Origin of the sequence: Gimesia sp., from assembly GCF_048262075.1 — a bacterium.
Classification (GTDB): Bacteria; Planctomycetota; Planctomycetia; order Planctomycetales; family Planctomycetaceae; genus Gimesia.
In genome coordinates, this window is record NZ_JBLXFK010000005.1 from 429,063 (window position 1) to 445,543 (window position 16,481).

Annotated in this window: 10 protein-coding genes and 2 tRNA genes; 5 read left to right on the plus strand and 7 right to left on the minus strand. The window is 50.1% G+C overall.

The window, feature by feature from the left end:
* The first annotated feature begins 1,120 nt into the window (after positions 1-1,120).
* Positions 1,121-1,978 carry a HEAT repeat domain-containing protein gene (locus ACN0YH_RS13425; protein WP_417380086.1) on the plus strand — a complete coding sequence of 286 codons (858 nt, stop codon included), beginning with the start codon at positions 1,121-1,123 and terminating at the stop codon, positions 1,976-1,978.
* A 39-nt stretch (positions 1,979-2,017) separates the two neighbouring features.
* Here ACN0YH_RS13425 and ACN0YH_RS13430 read toward each other — a convergent pair whose 3' ends face one another.
* The 3 genes from ACN0YH_RS13430 to ACN0YH_RS13440 form a co-directional block, all read right to left on the minus strand.
* Complete coding sequence (locus tag ACN0YH_RS13430; RefSeq protein WP_417380075.1) at positions 2,018-2,746, minus strand: SGNH/GDSL hydrolase family protein; 729 nt, start codon at positions 2,744-2,746, stop codon at positions 2,018-2,020.
* A gap of 221 nt (positions 2,747-2,967) precedes the next feature.
* Positions 2,968-3,900 carry a DUF1559 domain-containing protein gene (locus ACN0YH_RS13435; RefSeq protein ID WP_417380076.1) on the minus strand — a complete coding sequence of 311 codons (933 nt, stop codon included), beginning with the start codon at positions 3,898-3,900 and terminating at the stop codon, positions 2,968-2,970.
* Positions 3,901-3,984: 84 nt separating this feature from the next.
* Positions 3,985-5,718 (minus strand): choice-of-anchor I family protein, encoded by a 1,734-nt coding sequence (locus ACN0YH_RS13440; RefSeq protein WP_417380077.1) that lies wholly within the window; start codon positions 5,716-5,718, stop codon positions 3,985-3,987.
* Positions 5,719-6,229: 511 nt separating this feature from the next.
* On the opposite strand from ACN0YH_RS13440, the gene ACN0YH_RS13445 reads away from it, so the two are divergent.
* The 3 genes from ACN0YH_RS13445 to ACN0YH_RS13455 all read left to right on the plus strand — a co-directional run bounded on the left by ACN0YH_RS13445 (position 6,230) and on the right by ACN0YH_RS13455 (position 9,018).
* Positions 6,230-6,300: transfer RNA gene (locus tag ACN0YH_RS13445), tRNA-Arg, on the plus strand.
* 9 nt (positions 6,301-6,309) lie between these two features.
* Positions 6,310-6,381, plus strand: a tRNA-Cys gene (locus ACN0YH_RS13450).
* Between the two features lie 1,026 nt (positions 6,382-7,407).
* The gene (locus ACN0YH_RS13455; RefSeq protein WP_417380087.1) at positions 7,408-9,018 is read left to right on the plus strand and encodes a vWA domain-containing protein; all 1,611 of its coding nucleotides are present in this window, start codon (positions 7,408-7,410) and stop codon (positions 9,016-9,018) included.
* A gap of 155 nt (positions 9,019-9,173) precedes the next feature.
* On the opposite strand, the gene ACN0YH_RS13460 is transcribed toward ACN0YH_RS13455, so the two are convergent.
* Positions 9,174-13,115: a hypothetical protein gene (locus tag ACN0YH_RS13460; protein ID WP_417380078.1), complete on the minus strand. Its 3,942-nt coding sequence runs from the start codon at positions 13,113-13,115 to the stop codon at positions 9,174-9,176.
* A gap of 115 nt (positions 13,116-13,230) precedes the next feature.
* Between ACN0YH_RS13460 and ACN0YH_RS13465 the strand changes: the two genes are divergently transcribed.
* Positions 13,231-13,494: a DUF5616 domain-containing protein gene (locus ACN0YH_RS13465; RefSeq protein WP_417380088.1), complete on the plus strand. Its 264-nt coding sequence runs from the start codon at positions 13,231-13,233 to the stop codon at positions 13,492-13,494.
* 203 nt (positions 13,495-13,697) lie between these two features.
* Here ACN0YH_RS13465 and ACN0YH_RS13470 read toward each other — a convergent pair whose 3' ends face one another.
* From ACN0YH_RS13470 to ACN0YH_RS13480, 3 genes are all read right to left on the minus strand, one after another.
* Complete coding sequence (locus ACN0YH_RS13470; RefSeq protein WP_417380079.1) at positions 13,698-14,159, minus strand: DUF1348 family protein; 462 nt, start codon at positions 14,157-14,159, stop codon at positions 13,698-13,700.
* Between the two features lie 291 nt (positions 14,160-14,450).
* Complete coding sequence (locus tag ACN0YH_RS13475; protein WP_417380080.1) at positions 14,451-14,681, minus strand: hypothetical protein; 231 nt, start codon at positions 14,679-14,681, stop codon at positions 14,451-14,453.
* A gap of 40 nt (positions 14,682-14,721) precedes the next feature.
* On the minus strand, positions 14,722-16,481 hold a 1,760-nt coding region (locus ACN0YH_RS13480), incomplete at its 5' end, for a dienelactone hydrolase family protein (RefSeq protein ID WP_417380081.1).

Consider the following 16,481-nt stretch of genomic DNA (forward strand, 5'->3'; position numbering starts at 1 on the left):
GCAGTTAACACTCTCAGCAGCTGAACTGAAACAACTGCTCGGCTTGCTCAAGATCACGGATTCACAGTATCTCGTCCTCAGCGTGCTCTCAACACAACATGAAATTCCATCCGCAGCCATCGCTCCCCTGCTGTCGGTTTTACAAGAGGGGGAGGCCGAAGAGGATCTGATAAACAAGGTCTCCGAATTACTGGGGCGAGTCGGAAAACCGGCGTTGGACGGGCTGGAGAAAATACTGTCTGACTCCGAAGTCGATGTCGAAAAACGCGCTGGTGCCGCACGGGCGATTGGGGCCATTGCGAAGAACGAGCCATCGGTGGCTCCTCTGCTTAGGAAGTTGCTCAAGCAGGATGAAGTTGAATTGCAGATCGTGGCAGCCACTGAACTGGCTGGTCAGCAGCAGGATATCAAAACACTGATGCCCCTTCTGCTGGCAGGAATGCAGAGTGAGAACTGGGAATGCAAACGGACCTCGGAAGAAGCCCTGTTGGAAATTCTGATGAAATCGATCGATGCACTGGATGAGACATTGACGGCCATTGATCAAATGGAACCCGAAAAACAGAGTGAATTGCTTCTGACACTTTTTAGAATGGATGTGAAAAACGACCAGTTACAACAGCGTCTGATCCCGTTGATTCAAAACCTGTCACAGGAAAAGGACCATTATACACGCTTAACCGCGATCCGTTTTCTCATTCGTGAAGACAAGTCGGGAAGCGAAATCGTCAAGTTGCTGTCAGAACCGGATGAAAAACTGGTGCAGCAGACACTGTCCACGTTAAACAGTTCTGAGGATGCGATTCCCGCAGCCGTCGTTCCCAGACTGGAACCATTCTTGAAGAGTTCCTATGAGCAAACCAGATTACTGGCAGCATTATGTCTTCTGAAATCAGGGGCTCAAGAAGAAACACTGGTCTCTATTGTCAGTAAGGCACTGCAGTCCGCTGATCAGGAAGTTCAGAATGAGGCAATCTCTGGACTGGATTCGTCGAATGCGCTGGATGCGAGATTGGTGCCGACACTGATTACCTTATTAAAAGATCGCAGTTCCAGAACGACGGCGATCGATTTACTGGGGCAAATGGGTGAAGATGCAAAGCCCGCGTTGCCGGAACTGATGGAACTACTGGAGACAGTCAGTTATTATCCCGACGCAGCGCACGTGCTGGAACAGCTGGGGGTATCGGCAGCGCCCGCTATTCCGGCTTTACGGGCAAAGCTGACCAACGAACGCACGATCCAGGCCGCCGCTCACGCGCTGGCAAAAATTGAACAGGATCACCGTGCAACCATCGCGATCCTGGCACAAAATCTCGACCAACCCGATCTCCGGGGCGCGAGCTGTACCTGTCTGGCTTATTTTGCAGAAGCGACACCCGATGCGGTAGAACCGCTGCTGCTGAAAGTCGCCAGGAGTGAAGAATTTTATGATCGCGGCCTCGCGATTTCGGCATTAGGATCACTCAAAACGAAAGCAGCCGTGCAGCAGCTGGTGATAGTTCTGGAAGATAAGAACAAGACACTCGCATCCCGCGCTGCCCGAGCATTGGGTGAGCTGCGCATTGAAGCGGATCTCGCGGTTCCGGCGCTGATGAAATTTCTTGAAGATCAGGATCAACAGCTCTCTTTTGCTGCAGCCCGCGCATTAGGTGCTTTCGGTCCTGCAGCGCAGCCCGCCATTCCTGCATTGCTCAAATTACTGGACCAGGAACAGTTTCGTGTGATGGCGGCGAGAGCATTGGGCGACATCGGCGCTCCCGCAGAAGGCACCATTCCCCGATTAATTAAGATGCTGGATGACGATCAGACGCGCCGGGCAGCCGTGGAAGGTTTGAGAAATTTTGGACCACTGGCAAAGGAGGCACTTCCCCGCTTGAAGTCCCTGGAAGAAAATTCGAATGGATACGAATTACGACAGATCCAGCTGGCAATTCGAGCTATCGAAAAAACTGAGGAAACAAATCCCAGACCATAGCTTTTCGGTCTGTTGCATCATTCCCTGCAACACGTTTCTTCAGTCTTGAGCAAGTTTTTTCTTTGGCAGCGCCGCTTTAATTTCTTCTGTGACCTGTTGCGCCAGTTTATCGGAACCTGCTGGTTTGAAGTGGACGTTTCCCGGGCCGGCCCAGAGGGGCGCGTCAAAGTCTGTCGCGAGTTTGTGCAGGTCGTTGATTTTGATGCCGTGCTTTTTCATGATCTTTTTCGCGACCTGGTTGTACTTCAAATCATCGCCGACGATGCGGCCCGCTTCCCCTTCAGGGACCGGGGTGGTCGTGGCCCAGATCAGTGTGGCGCCCGTTTTTTCAAGTTGCTTCACCAGTGCTTCCAGGTTTTTCTCATACTGATCAAGGGGGACTGAGATCGTGCCATTGACTTTGTCGCGGTGTCCCTGGGTTTTCGAATCCGGGTGCCGATAGCAAAGGTCGTGCAGACCCCAGTTGAAATGGATCACGTCCCAGTCCGTCTTTCCCAGCCAGCGCTCGAGATTCTGTAAACCCCGTTTCGTATCGCCGCAATTCGCTTTTACACGTTCTACGTGCGCCACGTCTTTGAGTCGTTCTACGGTTGGTTTGGTATAGCCGATGGAAATCGAGTCGCCGATGATCAGGACGTGCGGCAGATCACTGGCTTTATTTGTGCTCTGCTTTGAACTGTCCTGATCCTGTGCTGTACCGGTTGAAGTCACACACAACATCATGAGGAACGTTGTAAGAAGATTGAAAGATTGATTCAGTCGCGTCATGTTGCTGTTCCTGCCGGAGATGAATTATGAAACCGATTTCATTCAGTATCAGCATCGAATAGATCCGGGTCAAGCAGGAGCAGAGAGAAATGAATTATCATCCTGTGAATCAAGCGGTCGTTGTTTTATAAAGAGCAAAAAAAAGCGTTCCGGCCCATAATGACCGAAACGCCAGTGCTTAAAACAATATAGCGAGACTCTGAGTCCTCATTAAACGTAGATCAGAATTCGCCAAGGACCTCGCCATCGGACATGTTGCCCAGGAACTTATAGGTCTCGCGGTTAACGTTTTCCGATATGAACCGGACGGCACCATCACAAAACAGAAATTGTGCCCCACCCACGTGACGGCTGCTGGCGCTGGCCGGGTTTGCACCGTTGGGGATGAAGGAGTCCGAGTCATTGGTGCGGAGTAACGTCGCGTACTTTTCGCCATCGTAAGGACGTCCGGCCCAGACAGAACCTTTGCTAGTTGATCCGCCCGGATCATCGTCTTTGATGGAAATTCCGTCCCACATCCGTTCGCCCGACGCCATTGTGTTGCTGGTTCCGTCGGTGATGTCACGCATCCGTGTGCTGCTGTTATAATTGAAGATGCCGCGCTCGTCTGCATCATTGCTGCGGACATACCACTCGTCGTCATCAACGCCTTCGCTGCCGCTGACGCCGGGATAGTTTGACTTGCCGAGTCCTACACCATCTTCGTTGTTGGTGAATCCGACGTAGGTATTGATGCCTCCACTGGCATCAGAGGGGCAAATCAGTGTGGGAATAACCGTCTGAATCAAACTGCCGGCGGCGGCTGAGGGGAAGTTTGCCCCGTTGGGAGTCAATTGATTGTACAGCGGTGCCTGATCAATGTAGGGGAGGAGGAAAGTATTCCAGCCCCAGTTGCCCAGATCGGGATCGGGATCGCCTGAGCCGTCGTCAAACATCAGAACGCCTGGAGGTAAGACCCTGTGAGTGTCGTGGTAGTTGTGCAGTGCGATACCAATCTGTTTGAGACTGTTCTTGCAAGTGGAGCGGCGTGCCGCTTCGCGCGCCTGCTGGACGGCGGGTAACAGCAACGCAATCAGAATCGCAATGATCGCAATGACGACCAGCAATTCGATGAGCGTAAAGCCTCGTTTGTGGGTTAAATATTTCTGTTGCATTCGAAAACCTTTCTTCTGTAAACGGTCTGTCGTTTATCAAACGATGAGTTATAGTTGAGAATTCAGCGAGCAAATTGAATTTCTTTACTCCAGTGGTTGGCTTGACTTTTCTGTAGCAGTGTCGCTGACGACTTCGAACAAGGCAGTCGTACCGCTGATTTCATACGAGACGGCAAGCAACGGCTTCTGCGTCGGGCTCACATCAGCGGGAATAAACGTGAGTCCTTCCGGCCCCAGGTCGCCTGCCTCTGGTTTCTTCGTCGATTTGTCGAAGTCGCGTGTGATAACATAGTCGCAGAAGACCGGCTGTTTCGGATGGGCGAGGTCGTATACCATGATGCCGCTGTGACGTTCCATGCCGATAAAGGCCACGGGGCGGCCCTCAACCATGCCTACGACCAGCCCTTCGGGTTCTGGCCCTTTGTTGTCGCTGCGGTCATCGAAGTCGTTTGACTCATGATCTGCATTGAAAGACTTGGGATAACGATTCGCAATGATCCGTTCGAATTCGTTACCACTGTCGTACAGAAGCTGGCCCTCCGTATTGCGGATGGAGAACGACCGTCCGCCGAAACTATAGATTTCTTCGTAGAGTCCATCACCATCGGCATCACCGTTAGAGGATGTCACCATCAACCGCCCGAGTGCTTTGGGCGATTGCAGTTCATTTGCGTTGGGAAATATTTTCGGGTCGAGTTTCAGATCGCCGACGCGAGCTTTCTCACTAAAGCCATCAACGTCGCGGTGGTCTCCTTCGTTGGCCGTGATGACGTACGCTGTTCCGTCGACTTCAAAGGAGTAGATGGCATCGGGCTGGTACATCCCTTTGACCGGCCAGGTGCGAAGTTGAATACTCTTGCCTTTGTTACTGGCATCGAAGGCGTTTTCAGGGAGTGAATGATCTTTGAAACCCAGCGGCACGAGATCGACGAGCTTTTGTGTTTCCAGATCGATGATGGCAAATGCATTTGCTTCCTGCAGCGACACCCATGCAGTCCTTGAATCGGGGGAAACAGCAATGTATTCCGGTTCAAAATCCTGGGCCGGCGTCGCATTCTTTCCGAAAACACGTACTCCAGATGGCAGTTTAGACTTATCATTATAAGCCGTGAAATCAATATGAACGATGGAAGCATCGGTCACCGCTTCCACGCCGTCGGTCAGATCAATCAGCGAGACACTTCCTTCCGGATTTCGCGTATAATCTTTTGTCGCCTCTCCTTCATTGGCTGTAATCAGCCAGTGACCATCTGGTGAAATAGTGATCATGTCCGGCTCGGGGCCGACATGAACGGTCTTCAGCACCTCACCTTCGGGTGAGAGAAAAACGACCAGGCCCGGCTCCTGCTTGGGAGTGGATGAAACAGCGGCAGCGATCACGCCCCCTTTTGCCGTGATCGAGTTCGGCTTGGAACCCAACTCAGCCAGATCAACCGACTTAAACAGTTGTGGTTCGGCCGGGTTGGTAATGTCGAGAATATCGACGGCAGCCCGCTCACCATCAACGACAAAGAGTCGCTTCGAGCTCGTGTCGAAGGCACAGATCTCCGCCGTCGATTTTTTCCTTGTACCATGGCGATAACGGCCGAGAAACTTCAGGCCGACAGCGTTGGAAGCTGCGGGTGGTTCGGGAATAGGCACGACAGCAGCGCCGTCGTTCACTGGGCTGTTCGCAGCATTGACTGCGGCTTGGGGATCATCTGCTGCACTGGAACAGCCGGAGGCAATCAGGCTGAAGCTGCTGAGAATAATTGCAGCAATAACAGGTAGATGGTACGGGCGCGGCCTTGCTCCAGACTGCGGAGAGTGGGGAGTCATGTTGTACTTCCAAAATTTGAACTGGTTGAATGTCAGGTGCAGGTTGTAATGATCACTGCCTGATGGCGCAAGATGGGCAAATGAATGGCATTGAATCTAGCAAGCATACATGAAGAGGGTGAGAAGATATTATTAAGAATTGAGATGTGTTCAGTTTGGTCTGAATGTGTTTGCAGTTGAGAGCAGGGAGGTGTTAAGGGAGCAGCGTCTATTTGGGAGTATGCAAAAAGCTAAGAAAATCTGGTTCCATGTCTGGTGAGAATGAAATTGCCCGGACTCCAAAAAATGATTGTTAATTTATGATTAAATTTATGCCACGAATTTAATGAAGACTTTCTGACTCCGTTTGTCATATTCCATAAGACAGCGTGCGCGTCTCAATCTGAATATCAACGGATGCCGCGCCCCGTTTTTTTGGTTCTGTTTCGAGAATGTAGCGAACCGATTCCTGCTGCGCCCTGTCTTTTACCAGCAGCCGGCGAATGTGGTTTAGTCGGTTTTCAAAAATTATGCCTTGCGAGTGTGATGGAAGCACGATGGTCTTCGGAACCATTAGACGGGGTTCGACTCCCTGGTGAGGTACTGCTGAACGACGCTGACACCTGATGGCCGGGGAACTGCCTGCAAAGCAGTTTGAAGTGGGTTCGATTCCCACCGGCGTCTTCGGCCGATCAACTGCCGGCTCGGACTACATCTTTATGATAGAAACGATGTCTAAGTCATTTCTTCGTTGGTCGGTTTATAAAAAAGTCCAACTGCCCGTCGGGATTACATTTTGACGGTCCTAAGGTAGCCAACCTGGAGCGATCCAGGGAAGGTGAGCGCAACGGCATCTCTTTGAGATGGTCTGGCGTGTGCCCACTGTCGGTCTCACATGCGACCGATAAGAGCGGCCGAGAACAGCAACAATCTCGACGATCACTTCGTTGGGATTTTTTAAGAATATTTGATCGACTGCCAGACTGGAGTACATGGTTATGGACCCGGTGGTTGCGGGTTCGAATCCCGCCGGCGCTTTTTTGAAAGTGTGTTGCGCCGTAGCTCAATGGATAGAGCACCGTAAAAGCTCTGGTTTAACACTTCGTCGATCATTTTGAATTTAACCGGCGACTTTCTGAGTGAATTTATTCGTTGCTTGAAAACAGGATCGACTGCCGAATCGGAGTACATGAAAGTTATGGGTTCGATTCCCATCAGCGCTCAATGCGTAAGCATGCCACGCTGTAGCTCAACTGGCAGAGCATTAATAACTCTGGATCAATAACTTCGTCGATCTTTGAAAGAACTTTGGAAGACCGAGCATTTATTTCGTGATACGGAGACATAATCGACTGCCGAATGGGAGTACATCTAATCCGAAGGTTGTGGGTTCAATTCCCACCAGCGTTCCGTGTTTAAGCATGGCACGCTGTAGCTCAACTGGTAGAGCATTGGAAAAACTCTGATTCACCACTTCGTCGGTTATTTAATACACACTCGACTGTCGGTGTGGAGTACATGGTTAACGCTGGTTCAACTCCTGCCCGGCCCGCTGAATAAATTTATTCGGGCCGGCCCCTGTGATCCATGTACGTGGTATCGCAGGGTGGTCTCTGCCCATCACTTCGTCGAGTACTTTTTACAGGATCCGACTGCCGTCAGTGAGGACTGACGCCTTTTTCGCCGATTCCATTTTTGAAGGAGGCTATGATGGCCAATAAGTCTTTGTTTTCGAATCGTCAGAATCAGTTTCCACGTGCAGATGCGCGCAATGCAGCCGGAGGTCGGGCTTACAAGTATGGACCGAAGCATGCGCTGGCACAGCTGGCGGCGACCGGTACATTTAACGGCGTGTTCTATGCGAATGCCCAGGCACAGTTGGACGAACTGCGTACGTTGATCAACCAGGTTGATGATAATCGATTCCTGGCCCAACTGGCCGTGTATGCGCGGGAGCACGCTTTCATGAAGGATATGCCGGCGGCGCTGTTGGTCACATTGTCGACGCGGGATACCGAACTGCTGCATCGCGTGTTTGATCGCGTGGTGGACAATGGCCGCGTGCTGCGCACGATGTTCCAGATGATCCGCTCGGGACAGTTTGGTCGTACCGGTCTGTCGTCGAGTCTGCAGCGTGCGTTTCAGCGCTGGTTGAACGAGGCTTCCGTGGGTAAACTGCTGTCGGCTTCGATCGGTAACGATCCGAGCCTGCGCGATGTCCTGCGACTGGCACGACCAACGCCCGTCGACAACGCACGGCGTGCGCTGTTTGGCTGGCTGACGGATAAGGAACTGGCGAAGTGGGCTCCTGCCACTGAGGCGGACTTGCCCGCACAGGTGCAGGCGCTGATCGCCTATCGCTGTGCAGAGACCGACCAGGAGCAGGCTGCGATCGTAGAAGGTCTGTCCGTGCGCTGGGATCTGCTGGCCGATGCGGCGAAAGGTCCGCTGGTGTGGCGTACAATCGCCCGTCAGATGGGGCCACAGGCACTGCGGATGAACCTCAACACGCTGCTGCGTCATGACGTGTTCAAGGATTATGCGCTGATTGACGAGGTGGCGAACCGCCTGGTTGACAAGGAGGCGATCCGACGTTCGCGGCAGTTTCCGTACCAGTTTCTGGCTGCGTATCTGAACGCGTCGGATCAGATTCCGCACAAGATCACAAAGGCGCTGCATGAGGCTGCTGAGATCGCCTGTGGAAACGTGCCAGAGTTGTCAGGTCCGGTGGTGATCGGACTGGATACGTCCGGTTCGATGGCGAGTTCGGTGACGGGCTGGCAGCATCGCAGTTCGTACAGCAAGATGCGTTGTGTGGATGTGGCGGCGCTGTTTGCGGCGGCGATTTTGCGTCGTAATCCGGACAGCGTGGTGATTCCGTTCGATACGCGGGCATACAACGTGCGGATCGATCCAGCCGACTCGATTCTGAGTCTGTCGGAGCGACTGGCGAAGTATGGCGGCGGTGGAACCGACTGTTCGATTCCGCTTCACGAAGCCAATGTACGACTGGGTCAGCGCGCGTTTGCCGGCTGTGTGCTGGTGAGCGACAACGAGAGCTGGGTTGGTACAGGCCGACATGGTTCGACCGGCGTGATGACTGCGTGGCAGACGTTCGCGCAGAATCAGCGGCGACTGGGCGTGACGGATCCGAAGCTGGTGTGTATCGACATCCAGCCTTACGGTTCGTCGCAGGCTCCGGAGCGTGACGACATCCTGAACATCGGCGGCTTCAGTGACGCGGTGTTCAACGTGGTGACGTCCTTCCTGAGCAACAGCGCCAGCCGTTTCGTTGCGGAAGTCGAGTCGATCACAGTCTGATCGATGTTATTGTTAATCAGGGACACCCCTGGTCTGAGATTTCGGGCCAGGGGTGTTTATTCATGATAGAGTATACTTTTCTCTTTTTTTATCTTCTAAATAATCCACTTTTTTCAAAAAGTGAATATTGGATAGAAGTGAATTAATAAAAGATCCTAGTACTCTTTAAATGCTGAAGTATAAAGCACTACATGCATAGGACGAACCCTTTGAACCTGTGGTATGTGCTTAAAGTCATCAGATTGCTTTTTAGGAAATCCACCATGTACAATAATCGGTTCACCAAGCCCACCCAGTGGATTAAGGACACGGACTGTATCCTTGGGGCCCATGGTTGAGTTGCTCACAATTTTGAGGAATTGTCTCTTGTCTTTAAGCTCAACACTCACAGGCCGATCAATGTGACGTCCAATATCAGTCCAATGAATTTCTGATCCTAATAAAATTTTCTGTTTATTCAAAACAAATGGTTCCGCACTGAGTCCATTGACAGTTTGAGCAACCTTAATGTCCAGTTTATTTAAGTCATAGGTTTCATCTAAAATTGCTTCACCAGTTCCTGTTCTGGTTTCGCAATCATTCCAGATTACACCTATGATTGGGAAGAGTCGGAGACTATCTTGATGAATCACTTCGACTGGTGCGCGATTTCTTGGATCGAGCCTGTCAGAATTAAGAAGAACGGCATCTGATTGTCCTGGTGTTCTGGCAAGACGCCGGGCAAATACTTTATTTCTAAATAATGCAATTACTAAAGAGTGGTCGGGGATTTCCTCTTCCTCAAGAGATACGATTACGCGACAAAACTTTGGAACTGCCAATCCCAACGAGTGAGATAATACCTGATAGATGGCAATTCTACCAAGTTGACCCCAACGAAATTCCTCTCCAGCATCGTCTGCTTCTATACCAAAGGAATCTGCATTCGATGCTGCTGCAGATGTTAGAACTTGGACTCTATCATTTGGTAATGCATGGGATGACGGAGCCTGAGGCAACGGCATAATTGTTCGCTTCAGTTTTAGTTGTACCGCTGTTAAATACTTAGAATTTTGGCAATGATCCCATACTTCGTTGACACATTTTACTAATAATTTTAATTCACCAAGAAGAGTATCAACTTTTCCAATAGTTATCTGATCAGCTCGTGAATGGTGAGGATCGTTCAAGAGTAGATATAGCGGACGACCTTGAATACATCCCCCATTTTTTAAAAGACTTGTTATTGCATCGCCATCAAATGGTTGAGTTCCCAAATTATTCAAACGGGCAATTACATTTACTGCATCCAATAAAGTCGGTTGATCAGGGAGTGAAATGGGACGCTCATGCCGAAATAATGCTAGTAGCCTGGTTTCTGCATATACCCGCACACTTCCTGCCAAGTGTTGAGCTTTGTTATCAGTTCTATCTGATCGATAATCTAAAAATTGTTGCTCAATTTCTTTGCGAGACATTAGTAGCTGCACAACAGGGTTCCCAGGCTTCCAATCAATTTCCCATCGTTTGCCTTTGACCTGTTTCTGATCAATGTCATGAAAGAATATTTTTTTATTTGTAGTCAAGATTACTTGAGCTTCTGAATTTATTATTTTTGGGATCGCGCGAGCGAGTTGTAGCTGATTATCTTCATCGAAAAGATCTTGAGGATCGTCAAAAAGTATTGTGCGTAAACCACCACGCATAGCTAGTTGATGTTCCCAGTAAGCAAGATAAAACGCGACTAATGTCGCTCTCAAATGCGAAGCATTTGAAATATGGTGTGCAGGGGCATATGTTCCTAAGTGTGCTGCCTGAAATCCTAGCTGCCCATCAGAAGTTAATTTAGGATTAGTTATTTCTGGATGCGTTAACCTTGCTGGTGTGTAGATTGCATCAAGCCATACTTTTTGGCGAGACTTCAAATTTGACAGAAGTCCATCGACTTGTTTTTGAACTAGTTTCTGTAGACGGCCCAATGACTCCAAAGCTTTGATTGCACGATTATATTCTTTTTTTTGTGATTGAAGCTTTTTTTGTTCCTCGAGTTGTTCATTGATTGTCGCTGCATGTTCCAATATTTTTGTTAGAGGTTCAGCTTCATTTGTGACTTCTGCTAAAGTCAAAATCATTTGTCGGAGACTTTTGTTTTCAGTTACGTTTTCAGTGACTATTCCAAGCAATTCATCCTCAATTTTATTACGATTCCATTCACTCTGTTTGATGATTTGTGCGTATTTTATATTTGTTTCGATTGTGTCAAGCTGATCGATGAGATCACTGCAGTCCGCTTGAAGAACTTGAGGGATGGTATTGTTTTGGGTGACAGGAATGTCTGGAATATTTAATTGAACTTCATTCCATCTTTTAGCCAAGTTGTCTGCAAGTGGCCTGAGTATTTCTCCAAAGCAAGCAGAGTCTGATAACTCTTTAACCATTGAAGATCCCAACTGAAGAGCCGGGCTTGCTTTAGCTTTCTTCCGCAGCGCATCTGGTACAATTTGAGCAAGCTTTCCCAAATAATCGTTTGCCCAGATATCAGGGGCTCTGTCCCACATTTCAGTCGATTCGCTAAAACATTCTTCAAGATGTAGATGAATTGATTCTCCTGTTTGTTGATCTTGCCTGCTCTCTAGACTTTGCCCGCAAACAGGGCACTCTGTGGGGATGTCATTGCTTTCCTGTTTTAGCCAATTAGCAACCTTTGCATACAATTGAATTCGCCGGGCTCGATCAGGGTTAGCATGTAATTCCGCGAGAGCATTTGCCTCGCTTAGAATTTTTGCGATTAGTTCTTCAGTTTTCTGAATGGTTTCCACTGCCAAAGCTGCCAAACTATTCCAACTTTTTATACAGTTTAGCTTGGATAATTCTTCTGAAGTCAGCTGGTGCTCTGCGAGATGAACATCTTTTATCATCTGCTTTTGAATATCAGAATTCGAAAAGTTTACATCGCTCCCAAGTAATTCACTTGCACTTGAAAGTAATACTCCTCTTCGAGCTTCCACATCTCTTTTCAATTGATCTATATTTTCTGAAGTTGTGTTTTGAAGGATATCAACGTATTTATTTTTCAATTCAACCAGATTATTCTTGTCCATTAATTGAATTATTGCTTCAGTTTCTTTTCTAATATGTTCTCGTGAAATACTCAGATCATCGTCAGTGTCTTGGATTAGTTTTTTCTGAATTTTTTCAATAGTTTTTTCGGCATGCCGTGCAACCTCTTTTATTGGTTGAATGTCGATAAGTTTTGATACTGCTTCTCCCAATCCATTCTTTTCATCAAGACGAATATGTGGAAGCATTGCCGGTAATCTTGTGCCTATTTCAAGATCAGATGGAGATAGACCAAGGGTAGCGAAATTACCTGATGTTGATTCTGTTACTTTACCTTTTTGGATTGTTGCTGTACGCCGAAATGGTCCATGCACATTCCCGATTTCATCTTGAATTTCTACTTCAACCCAAGTCTCGATTGGATATTTAGATTTTATCACAAGATCAAGAACTTCTGCTGGTGGCATAGGGATTATTGGAAGAGCTTTCAGCTTGGTTGCTGTCGCTTTCTCATCCTCATCTTCACCAACATTACATGTGTACTCAACCACCATTGTACTTTTTGCTGGAAATCCCTGCGGCTGATAAAACCAACCTGTTAAACACCAGCTGATTGCACTTAAGAGAGATGATTTACCACACCCATTACGGCCGTAAAGCAGTGTTGCCTTGTATTGACTTGGATCAAGGTTCACTTCAAGAGCTTCGGGGTTTGAATTCAAATTCCCAAACTCGTGAATCCCACCAAATCGACTAATACGAACCTTACTGATCTGGTACTTATTCAGTGTTTTGGTTGAGCTTTGTGGAACCTTTGAAGGTCGATCCGGAGGATCCACAGTCATTGCAGTAGTGATCTGAGAGGCAAATTCTGTACGATTTGTTCCATCCCAAATTGACCTATTCTTACGAAACCATTCTAAAATTGAACGGCTATCACGTTCAAATGCTGCAAAAACATCACCTGTGGAATCGATCACTTCTCGACCTGATATCAATTCATCAAGAAGAGTATCAAGTGTGTGATCTTCTATTCGTGTAGGAGTTGATTCAGGCATGCTTATCCATCACTCATTGGTTATATCGAATTCTGGTTCAGGGTGCGTATTATCATGCTAAACATATAGCCCCTGTGCAAGGAGTGTGATGAAATTGTTCTGGAAACAGAACTAAATCGAAGGGCAACCGGTCTCCAACAGCGGGCGTCTGAAGACGATGCTAAGGGAGATCAGCGAGGAGCATGGCTGGAACTGGGAGATCGAACTGGTGCCTGACCCCGATCCTGTACTGAGTGGAACTGACCAGATCGTCGCTTCCGCCGACAGCCAGATTCTCAACCAGGCCGAACGCTGGTTCAACCTGGCACGGGTTGCTATCGAGACGCGGATACCCGATGCCTGGATTGTGGATTTGTCGCGGGAGGGATTGAAGGAATGATACGATTCTTTCAGAGTTTATTTTCGCGCGGTCTTGCTCCCTGGAATTTGTAAGTCTGCCCTGCTGGTTTCCTGTTCGCTGCGCTCACCCCGAATTACATTCGGGGCCATCTATAAATCTGTCGGGAGAGTGAGTGACGAAAGCTCAGTCAACCGGAATCAGGGTCAGTCTGAATCTAAACAGCTGACCCTGATTCTGTTCTGTCAGGCGACCTCCGGAATCCCGGTGTGTTCCGCCGGGCGCGGAGCGGAGGTGGGCCAGTGAAACCGGCGCTGATCTTCCGCGATAGGGACGTCGTTGATGCTTGCTTCGCGGCGGCGCATTAAACCTTGTTCATCGAATTCCCAGAGCTCATTGCCGTAGGCGCGAAACCATTGACCTGCCGCATCGTGATACTCGTACTGGAAGCGGACCGCGATGTGGTCGTCCGAAAAACTCCAGAGTGCTTTGACGAGTCGGTAATCGAGTTCCCGTTCCCATTTGCCAGACAGGAATTCCCGAATTCGATCGCGGCCCTGCAGGAACTGGTCGCGGTTCCGCCACTCTGAATCCGGAGAATAAGCCAGGGAGACTCTTTCGGGATCGTGACTGTTCCAGGCATCTTCTGCGGCACGGACTTTAGCGGTGGCGGTTTCGAATGTGAACGGGGGTTTGAGAGCGGACATGAGATTCTCCTTTATTGGTTTGGGTTGTATTAGACAGACAGGTCTGTTTATTATGTGGTAAAAAAAAGTGGATGACCTCATTCAAAAACGTAACAATTTGATTGCACATTATCCTAAAATAAAAAGGCTATTATTTCAGATGAAGTTCAACCGGGGCTAACGCCCTGCGGCTAATGGGTCTTTTTGCGAACCGAGCGTCTGAATAAATAAAGTATACAGATCAGTCTATTATCGGTCAAGTGGAATTTGATCGGATCATCGCTGATATTTCGATTTCACTGCGATCTTTGATTATTGGCCCCCAAAGGCCTGGTCATCATCGCGCATATTTTTCAGTGCGCGGTCGACGATGCGGCGGAACTGTTGTTCCAGTTCGTCGATGTTTCGCTTTTCCTGGGGGAGAAGCATCCAGCACAGTTGCAGCGCCTGGCGCACGCTCTGGTCCACCTGTGCCGGGCTGAAGAGGTCGCGCAGCTTGTCGAACGATTCCTCGTCGTTGGGATCGAATGTTTGCAGTGCCATGAGAATGATTCTTTCCTGTGAACTGGAATTCGAAATAACCTTATGGGCTGACCTGCCAGCGCAGGTTTTGGAATGTGGGTTGCGAGCCGCGCCAGTTTTTGCCGAGGATGCGTTGTTTCGTTTTGCTGCCGCGAGTGGGACGCTGGGCTTCGGCGGGGGTGAGCTTTAATTGCTGGATGCCTTGCCAGTCTGGTAACGTTACGCCGGCCAGGATTTGAAAGTCGGACGGTTTGAGGGTGATGGTCTGCCAGTCGGGGCCGCCTGTCAGTTCGACTTCGGCGGCGTAATCATCCAGGACGACCACCATTTGATTGGCTTCGGCGGCGCGGACTTCCAAAGCGAGCTGTGCCTGCGGCGGTGCTTTCCAGAGACCGTCATTCAGCTTGTGGGTTGTTATGGTCCATTTGTCGGGTTGATACGAAAACCATTCCTGCCGCCAGTTGTCTTTGAAATCTTCGATCAGCAGAGAGGGTTTGCGTGTGGCCTGAACGCCGGCTGCTTGCAATTCGGTCGGCGAAACCATCTGCAAGAGCGATGAAAGGTTGAACGACTTTGTGGTGTAAGGGCGATAGTAATAGCCGGCGCCGGACACCGGTTCGTCGAGGGCATAGCGGATGTTGGCGTACACCCACAACGGCTGATCGACATTGCCCAGGGGGAGCTTCGCGGTCCAGGCGTCCTCGGCTTTCGCAGGTTTGGCATGATGCCAGAAGCGGTGCATGGTATTGAGCCGGTCCTGGGGACCTTCGTCTGTTTTGCCCTGTCGCGAGTAATAGACGTCGATGGAGAGGATGGTTCGAGATTCGTCGGGGATCACTGTGAAGCGGGGCACGCCGTCTGTGGTGTTGAGCGTCAGGTTTGTTTGGGGTGTCTGGGGAAATGTAAAGCTGCCTTTGAGATACTGATCCATCCAGAGCTGGGTGGCGACTTCGAAGTCGGGGGTGTCCTGGTGATTGTGGTGCGGCGAGCAGGTGACACGCCAGTCGCTGCTCTGGATTTCGTCGATGGCGGTCGGCAGATTGCCAATGCGCCCGTGAAAATCATTGGCGGGACTGAGGAAGATGACGGGACAGGAGGTCTGTTTGAGGCTGACGTTATCTCCCAGCGTCTGACAGAACAGGGGGCTCCGGTTGTAGCGGTCGCTGATCCCGCCACATGAGGGGGCGGCTGCTTTGACGCGGGAGTCGGGGGCCGTCAACACGGTGAGCTTGCCGCCCATCGAATGGCCATAAACTCCCAGGCGATCGGGGTCGACCAGGGGCTGCTGTTCGAGGAATGTCAAAGCCCGACGCGCGGCGAGCGCACACAGAAACCAGCCACTGTTACGCGGCGATTCAATGTTGTCGAGCGTCCAGGCTTCCGGTGTGATGCCGGGGAACTGGTTGCCCGGATTTTTTCCGGGCGCATGATAGCCGTCGAGCGCGCCCCAGTCAGTGGTGATTTTATAGCGGGGATCGTCGGTCTTGCCGTCCCAGAAGAGTTTTACTTCCGCGGGTGTCACCTGGTAGTCGGAGGCACTGATGCGGCCGGCCCAGGCGATGGAGAGGGTTGCATATCCGCGTTTCGCGTTCAGCAGGCAGGCCCGGTAGTCGGCGTACTGTCCGCCGCCATGAATCTGCAGCAGGCCCGGCAATTTCTGTTTGTTTGCAACAGCCTGTTTGGGATAACCAAACACGGCCGCGAGCCGGGCGGTTTTTCCTTTAAAGACGCCGATACGGAAACGGACGACCTGCAGAACAACGCCGTCTTCTTCCCATTCTTTAAGAACTTCAGTTTCCAGCGGTTCGCTGCGGGGATCAA

Bases quoted from the DNA above. Each gene is read 5' to 3' on its own strand.
- ACN0YH_RS13425 (WP_417380086.1), top strand. From the start codon at position 1,121: ATGGAACTACTGGAGACAGTCAGTTATTATCCCGACGCAGCGCACGTG.
- ACN0YH_RS13430 (WP_417380075.1), bottom strand. From the start codon at position 2,746: ATGACGCGACTGAATCAATCTTTCAATCTTCTTACAACGTTCCTCATG.
- ACN0YH_RS13435 (WP_417380076.1), bottom strand. From the start codon at position 3,900: ATGCAACAGAAATATTTAACCCACAAACGAGGCTTTACGCTCATCGAA.
- ACN0YH_RS13440 (WP_417380077.1), bottom strand. From the start codon at position 5,718: ATGACTCCCCACTCTCCGCAGTCTGGAGCAAGGCCGCGCCCGTACCAT.
- ACN0YH_RS13455 (WP_417380087.1), top strand. From the start codon at position 7,408: ATGGCCAATAAGTCTTTGTTTTCGAATCGTCAGAATCAGTTTCCACGT.
- ACN0YH_RS13460 (WP_417380078.1), bottom strand. From the start codon at position 13,115: ATGCCTGAATCAACTCCTACACGAATAGAAGATCACACACTTGATACT.
- ACN0YH_RS13470 (WP_417380079.1), bottom strand. From the start codon at position 14,159: ATGTCCGCTCTCAAACCCCCGTTCACATTCGAAACCGCCACCGCTAAA.
- ACN0YH_RS13475 (WP_417380080.1), bottom strand. From the start codon at position 14,681: ATGGCACTGCAAACATTCGATCCCAACGACGAGGAATCGTTCGACAAG.